Origin of the sequence: Micromonospora sp. URMC 106 (assembly GCF_051386395.1) — a bacterium.
GTDB lineage: Bacteria > Actinomycetota > Actinomycetes > Mycobacteriales > Micromonosporaceae > Micromonospora.
In genome coordinates this window covers 1-6,393 of the sequence record NZ_JBPQTP010000189.1, presented here as the reverse complement: position 1 = coordinate 6,393, position 6,393 = coordinate 1, and the positions used below count along the sequence as shown (strand labels likewise).

The following is a 6,393-nucleotide window of genomic DNA, read 5'->3' as shown; positions in this document are numbered from 1 at the left end:
GGGCGGGAGGCTCCGTGTCCGGTTGGTCCCCGTTCGGCGCGTTGGGTGACGCCCCGGCACGTCACGCGGGGCGCGACCGCATAGACTGCTCGTCGCCACGGGGTGTGGCGCAGCTTGGTAGCGCACTCGCTTTGGGAGCGAGGGGCCGTGGGTTCAAATCCCGCCACCCCGACTGTCGTCCGCGGCCGGTCGCCGGGGTCGCCCTCCGTGCGGTCCCCGGCCGCTGCCGGTGCGCCCGGCCGGCTCGCCTACACTCGATGGGCTAATTGCGCCCAGACTCAAAACGAGATCCGTCAAGGAGTACGCCTGTGAAGAGCACCGTCGAGACTCTGAGCCCGACGCGCGTGCGGCTCGCCATCGAGGTGCCGTTCGTCGAGCTCGAGCCGAGCCTCAAGAAGGCGTACCGGGAGATCGGGCAGCAGGTCCAGGTTCCCGGCTTCCGCAAGGGCAAGGTTCCGGCCGCCGTGATCGACCAGCGGGTCGGCCGGGGCACCGTCCTCAACGAGGCGGTCCAGGAGGCCATCCCGCAGAACATCCTCGCCGCGGTCCGCGAGCACGACCTGAAGACGCTCGGCCGTCCCGAGGTCGAGATCACCGAGTTCAACGACGGTGACTCGCTGAACTTCACCGCCGAGGTCGACGTCCGCCCGGAGATCACCCTGCCGGACCCGGCCACCATCGAGGTGACCGTCGACGAGCTGCAGATCGACGACAGCGAGATCGACGAGCAGGTGAAGAGCCTGCGCGAGCGGTTCGCCACCCTGAAGACCGTCGAGCGGGCCGCCCAGGAGGGCGACTACGTCCAGATCGACCTGAACGCGACCGTCGACGGCGAGGACGTGCCGGGCGGCCAGGCGAGCAACATCTCCCACGAGGTCGGCAGCAAGCAGCTCCTCCCGGGCCTGGACGAGGCCGTCGTCGGCCTGGCGGCCGGCGAGAGCACCACCTTCACCACCCAGCTCGTCGGCGGCGACTTCGCCGGCCGGGACGCCGAGGTGGCGGTGACCGTCCGCACGGTCAAGGAGAAGGAGCTGCCGGAGCTGGACGACGACTTCGCCCAGATGGCGAGCGAGTTCGACACCATCGAGGAGCTGCGCGGCGACCTGCGCGAGCGGGTCACCCGGGGCAAGCGGGTCGAGCAGATCTACGCCGCCCGCGACAAGGCCCTGGAGCAGCTCGTCGCGGCCGCCGAGGTGCCGGCGCCGGAGGGCGTCGTCCGCGAGGAGGTCGAGAGCCGCAAGCAGGCGATGGTCGACCAGCTCGAGCGCATCGGGGCCTCCCTGGAGGAATACCTCGCCGCCGAGGAGAAGACCGAGGAGCAGATCGACGCCGAGCTGACCGAGGCGGCGACCGAGGGCGTCAAGATCCAGCTTCTGCTGGACACCCTCGCCGACGCCGAGGACGTCCAGGTCAGCGACGACGAGTTCGGCCACGAGATCGTCCACCGGGCGCAGCGCGCCGGGATGGCTCCGCAGCAGTACTACGACCAGCTGGTCCGCTCCGGCGCGGCCGGCGCCGTCTTCGGCGACGTGCGGCGCGGCAAGGCCCTGGCCTCGGTCATGGAGCGCATCAAGATCAAGGACTCGGCCGGCAACGAGGTGACCCTCGACGCCCTGCGCGCCGCGAACGAGGCCGAGCACAACCACGAGCACTGATCGTCGGGTGAGGCCGCCGTCCGCCGCTCGCGGTGGACGGCGGCCCGATCCCTTTTCCGGGTACGTCTCCAGGGCTGCGCTGTCAGCGAACACTGCCCGGACCGGGACTCTGCCGCCCGGCTGAGCGGTTAGTGTCGGGTAGGACGGTACGGAGAGCGAAGGGCTGCCATGACCGACATGCACATGCAAGCGATGCCGCTCCGGGCGATCGAGGCCCGCGGTGGCGACAACATTGGCAACCTCGATGACTCGGTCTACAACCGGTTGCTCAAGGAGCGGATCATCTTCCTGGGCAGCGAGGTGACCGACCAGGTCGCCAACCGCATCTGCGCGCAGCTCCTGCTGCTCGCCGCGGAGGACCCGGACCGCGACATCAACCTGTGGATCAACTCGCCGGGTGGCTCGGTCTACTCCGGCATGGCGATCTACGACACGATGCAGTTCATCGACAACGACGTGTCGACCGTGGCGATGGGCATGGCGGCCTCGATGGGCCAGCTGCTGCTCTGCGCCGGCACCAAGGGCAAGCGCTACGCCCTGCCGCACGCGCGGATCATGATGCACCAGCCGTCGGGCGGCATGGGCGGCACGGCGTCCGACATCGCCATCCAGGCGGAGCAGATGCTCTACACCAAGCGGATGTTCCAGGAGCGGGTCGCCTTCCACACCGGGCAGAGCCAGGCGCAGATCGAGGCCGATTCCGACCGCGACCGCTGGTTCACCGCCCAGGAGGCCATGGACTACGGCTTCATCGACAAGGTGATCACCGGAGCCACGCAGGTTCCGGAAGGCGCCGGGACCCTGAGCTGAGGAGCTGACGATGACCGACCTGAGCCTGCCGCCGCAGTTCGCGGCCGTGCACAACCGCTACGTCCTGCCGTCGTTCGTCGAGCGCACGTCGTACGGGGTCAAGGAGTCCAACCCCTACAACAAGCTCTTCGAGGACCGGATCATCTTCCTCGGCGTCCAGGTCGACGACGCGTCGGCCAACGACGTGATGGCGCAGCTGCTGACGCTCGAGGGCACCGACCCGGACCGCGACATCATCATGTACATCAACTCGCCGGGTGGGTCGTTCACCGCCATGACGGCGATCTACGACACCATGCAGTACGTCCGGCCGGACATCCAGACGGTCTGCCTGGGCCAGGCCGCGAGCGCCGCGGCCGTCCTGCTGGCCGCCGGCACCCCGGGCAAGCGCATGGCGCTGCCGAACTCGCGGATCATCATCCACCAGCCGGCCACCGAGGGCGGCTACGGGCAGGGCTCGGACATCGAGATCCAGGCCCGGGAGATCCTGCGGATGCGGACCCAGCTCGAGGAGATGCTCTCCCGGCACTGCAACCAGCCGATCGACAAGGTTCGCAAGGACATCGACCGCGACAAGATCATGACGGCCGAGGAGTCCCGGGAGTACGGGCTGGTGGACACCATCCTCACCAGCCGCAAGAAGGGCCTGCTGGCGGCCAACGCCGCCAGCTGAGCAGTTTCGCGTCGAGGTCGGCCGGGAGTCCGCTCCCGGCCGACCGTCTGACACACCCGTTTTGGGGGTCGGAGAAACCTCCGCCAGCGGGTAACGTCGGGTCTGTACCGCTCCGCCGGTCCTCCGGCAGGGGTGAACGAGGCGGGCGGCGTACCGTCCGCAGGTCAGGGCCGGGTCTCCGGCCGATGAGTGCAGGGAGAACGTAGGTGGCACGGATCGGTGACGGCGGCGACCTACTGAAATGCTCCTTCTGCGGCAAGTCGCAGAAGCAGGTCAAGAAGCTCATCGCGGGCCCAGGGGTCTACATCTGCGACGAGTGCATCGATCTCTGTAACGAGATCATCGAGGAGGAGTTGGCCGAGTCCGGCGAGGTGAAGTGGGAAGAGCTTCCCAAGCCGATGGAGATCTGCCAGTTCCTCGACAACTACGTCGTCGGGCAGGACCAGGCCAAGAAGGCGCTCGCCGTCGCGGTCTACAACCACTACAAGCGGATCCAGGCCGAGGCGGCCGGCGCGCCGGGCTCCGGCGGTGACGCCGTCGAGCTGGCCAAGTCCAACATCCTGCTGCTGGGTCCGACGGGGTGCGGCAAGACCCACCTGGCGCAGACCCTGGCGCGGATGCTGAACGTGCCGTTCGCCATCGCCGACGCCACCGCGCTGACCGAGGCGGGCTACGTCGGCGAGGACGTGGAGAACATCCTCCTCAAGCTGATCCAGGCCGCCGACTACGACATCAAGCGCGCCGAGACCGGCATCATCTACATCGACGAGGTCGACAAGATCGCCCGCAAGTCGGAAAATCCGTCGATCACCCGGGACGTCTCGGGCGAGGGCGTCCAGCAGGCGCTGCTCAAGATGCTCGAAGGCACGGTGGCCAACGTGCCGCCGCAGGGCGGGCGTAAGCACCCGCACCAGGAGTTCATCCAGATCGACACCACCAACGTGCTGTTCATCTGCGGTGGGGCCTTCGCCGGGCTCGACCAGATCATCGAGGCCCGCACGGGCCACGGCGGCACCGGCTTCGGCGCCCGGCTCCGGTCGGTCAGTGAGCGGTCGACCGACGACATCTTCAGCCAGGTCATGCCGGAGGACATGCTGAAGTTCGGGCTGATCCCCGAGTTCATCGGCCGGCTCCCCGTGATCACGAACGTGCGCAGCCTCGACCGCACCGCACTGGTGCGCATCCTCACCGAGCCGCGCAACGCCCTCGTCCGGCAGTACCAGCGCCTCTTCGAGCTCGACGGCGTCGAGCTGGAGTTCGAGCCGCCGGCGCTGGAGGCGATCGCCGACCAGGCGATGCTGCGCGGCACCGGCGCCCGCGGCCTGCGCGCGATCATGGAGGAGGTCCTGCTCTCCGTGATGTACGAGGTGCCGAGCAACCCCGACGCCGCGCGGGTCCTGATCACCCGCGAGGTGGTCCTGGAGAACGTCAACCCGACGATCGTGCCGCGCGAGTTCACCGGCCGGCGCGCCCGGCGTGACCGCGAGGAGAAGTCGGCCTGATCCACCGCGCGACCGCGCCCGTCCGTTCCAGGTCGGGCGCGGTCGGCGTGTCCGGGGCCGGTGCGCCCCGGTCGGCCCGCGACGGCAGCGGAGGCGGGACCGGTCCACCTCTGCCGCTGTCGTCGCGGCCCGTTCCGGTCGTACGCTGATCCCCATGCGCGTCGCCGTCTGCCAGCTGAACGCCCGGGACGACCGTAAGGCGAACCTCGCGGCCGCGGAGGCCCTGCTGGAGCGGGCGGCCGGGGCCGGCGCGGACCTCGCCCTCCTGCCGGAGTACGTCGACTACCTCGGCCCCGCCGCCGGCCTGCCCGAGCCGGAGCCGGTGGACGGCGAGGTGGGGCAGTTCTTCGCCGCCGTCGCGCGCCGGCTGGGCATCTGGGTTCTCGCCGGATCGGTCCACGAGCGCGGGCCGGACCCGTCCCGCACCTGGAACACCACCCTGGTCTTCGACCGCTCCGGGTCGCTGGCCGCCACGTATCGCAAGATCCACCTGTACGACGTGGAAATCCCCGGCCGGGTCTCCTACCTGGAGTCGGCCACCGTCGCGCCGGGCGACCAGCCGGTGGTCGTCGACGTCGAAGGGCTCCGCGTCGGGTTGTCGATCTGCTACGACCTGCGCTTCCCGGAGCTGTACCGGCAGCTCGCCACCGAGGGCGGCGCCCACCTGCTGGTGGTGCCGGCGGCCTTCATGCTGCACACCGGGCGGGACCACTGGGAGGTGCTGCTCCGGGCGCGGGCGATCGAGAACCAGTGCTTCGTCGCCGCGGCGGGGCAGACCGGCGACCACGAGCCGGGCCGGACCTGCTTCGGGCGGAGCATGGTGATCGACCCCTGGGGGACGGTGCTCACCCAGGTGCCCGACGGCCCGGGCCTGGCCGTCGCCGACCTCGACCTCGACCGGCTCCGGACCATTCGGGCGGAGCTGCCGAGCCTGGCGAACCGGCGCCTGTAGTCCTCACTCCTGCAGGAGTACGCCAACCACGGCGAAGCCGGCGATCGCGGCGGCCGTGACCAGGAGGGCGGTCGTCATCCGGGACCGCCCCCGCCGCGCCAGCCGGGCCACCGAGACCAGGACGACGAAGAGCACGAAAGCGCCGATGACCAACTGCCAGAACGGCAGCAGCAGCCCGAGCAGCGCGTCCTCGGCGAGCACCGTCGGCCCGGGGCGGGGGAGGTCATCCATGCCAGACACTCTGGCACGGCGGAGCCGCGTTCGGACCGTGTGTCGCCATCACGAATGCGCGACCACCGCGCGCCGGCGGAGGGCGGGCAGTGACGGGTGCCGATTTGCCTTCTCGGGGCGGTCCGCGTAACTTTCTCTCTGCACGCGGGAGGCCGGACAAACCGGCCGAGAGCGGGCGCCAGGCTCGTGGCGGAGACGCCGAGCGAGACTGAGGACCGGGCGGTGCGAGGACACTCCGACACGGGGTTGCGATCGCGAGGCCGACCGGGTAGAGTTCTGAAGCCGGCAGGAGCCGGGCGGAGAGCCGCACAGCGGCGATCGGCCGGTCTGCGGTTTCCCACGACAGCAACGACCGCCGTCACACGGCGTGCGTCCTCGTGGATCTGGAACGCCTCATCGTGATCACCTCGGACACGAGGTTGACACGCGAGACGGACCGAGTAAGGTAGAGAAGCTGCCCCAAGCGGGGTTCCACACGGTGGGACGCTCGGTTGGTGTGTGGTTGTTCTTTGAGAACTCAACAGGGTGCTTGATAAGCCAGTGCCAATTTGATTTATACCCCGGACTGGC

Annotated in this window: 6 protein-coding genes and 1 tRNA gene; 6 read left to right on the top strand and 1 reads right to left on the bottom strand. The window is 69.5% G+C overall.

Annotation, left to right across the window (positions count from 1 at the left end; all coding sequences use genetic code 11):
- The first annotated feature begins 98 nt into the window (after positions 1–98).
- The 6 genes from ACSNOB_RS31195 to ACSNOB_RS31170 all read left to right on the top strand — a co-directional run bounded on the left by ACSNOB_RS31195 (position 99) and on the right by ACSNOB_RS31170 (position 5,592).
- Positions 99–172: transfer RNA gene (locus tag ACSNOB_RS31195), tRNA-Pro, on the top strand.
- Positions 173–308: 136 nt separating this feature from the next.
- Positions 309–1,655, top strand: coding sequence for a trigger factor (gene tig, locus ACSNOB_RS31190; RefSeq protein ID WP_393110579.1), 1,347 nt, complete (start codon positions 309–311; stop codon positions 1,653–1,655).
- Between the two features lie 168 nt (positions 1,656–1,823).
- Positions 1,824–2,465 (top strand): ClpP family protease, encoded by a 642-nt coding sequence (locus tag ACSNOB_RS31185; protein WP_393110581.1) that lies wholly within the window; start codon positions 1,824–1,826, stop codon positions 2,463–2,465.
- A gap of 10 nt (positions 2,466–2,475) precedes the next feature.
- Positions 2,476–3,138 carry an ATP-dependent Clp protease proteolytic subunit gene (locus tag ACSNOB_RS31180; protein WP_091103946.1) on the top strand — a complete coding sequence of 221 codons (663 nt, stop codon included), beginning with the start codon at positions 2,476–2,478 and terminating at the stop codon, positions 3,136–3,138.
- A gap of 206 nt (positions 3,139–3,344) precedes the next feature.
- Complete coding sequence (clpX, locus tag ACSNOB_RS31175; protein ID WP_091103948.1) at positions 3,345–4,640, top strand: ATP-dependent Clp protease ATP-binding subunit ClpX; 1,296 nt, start codon at positions 3,345–3,347, stop codon at positions 4,638–4,640.
- A 154-nt stretch (positions 4,641–4,794) separates the two neighbouring features.
- Positions 4,795–5,592 carry a carbon-nitrogen hydrolase family protein gene (locus ACSNOB_RS31170; RefSeq protein ID WP_393110583.1) on the top strand — a complete coding sequence of 266 codons (798 nt, stop codon included), beginning with the start codon at positions 4,795–4,797 and terminating at the stop codon, positions 5,590–5,592.
- Between the two features lie 3 nt (positions 5,593–5,595).
- Here ACSNOB_RS31170 and ACSNOB_RS31165 read toward each other — a convergent pair whose 3' ends face one another.
- Positions 5,596–5,823 (bottom strand): hypothetical protein, encoded by a 228-nt coding sequence (locus ACSNOB_RS31165; RefSeq protein WP_436690937.1) that lies wholly within the window; start codon positions 5,821–5,823, stop codon positions 5,596–5,598.
- Positions 5,824–6,393: the final 570 nt, after the last annotated feature.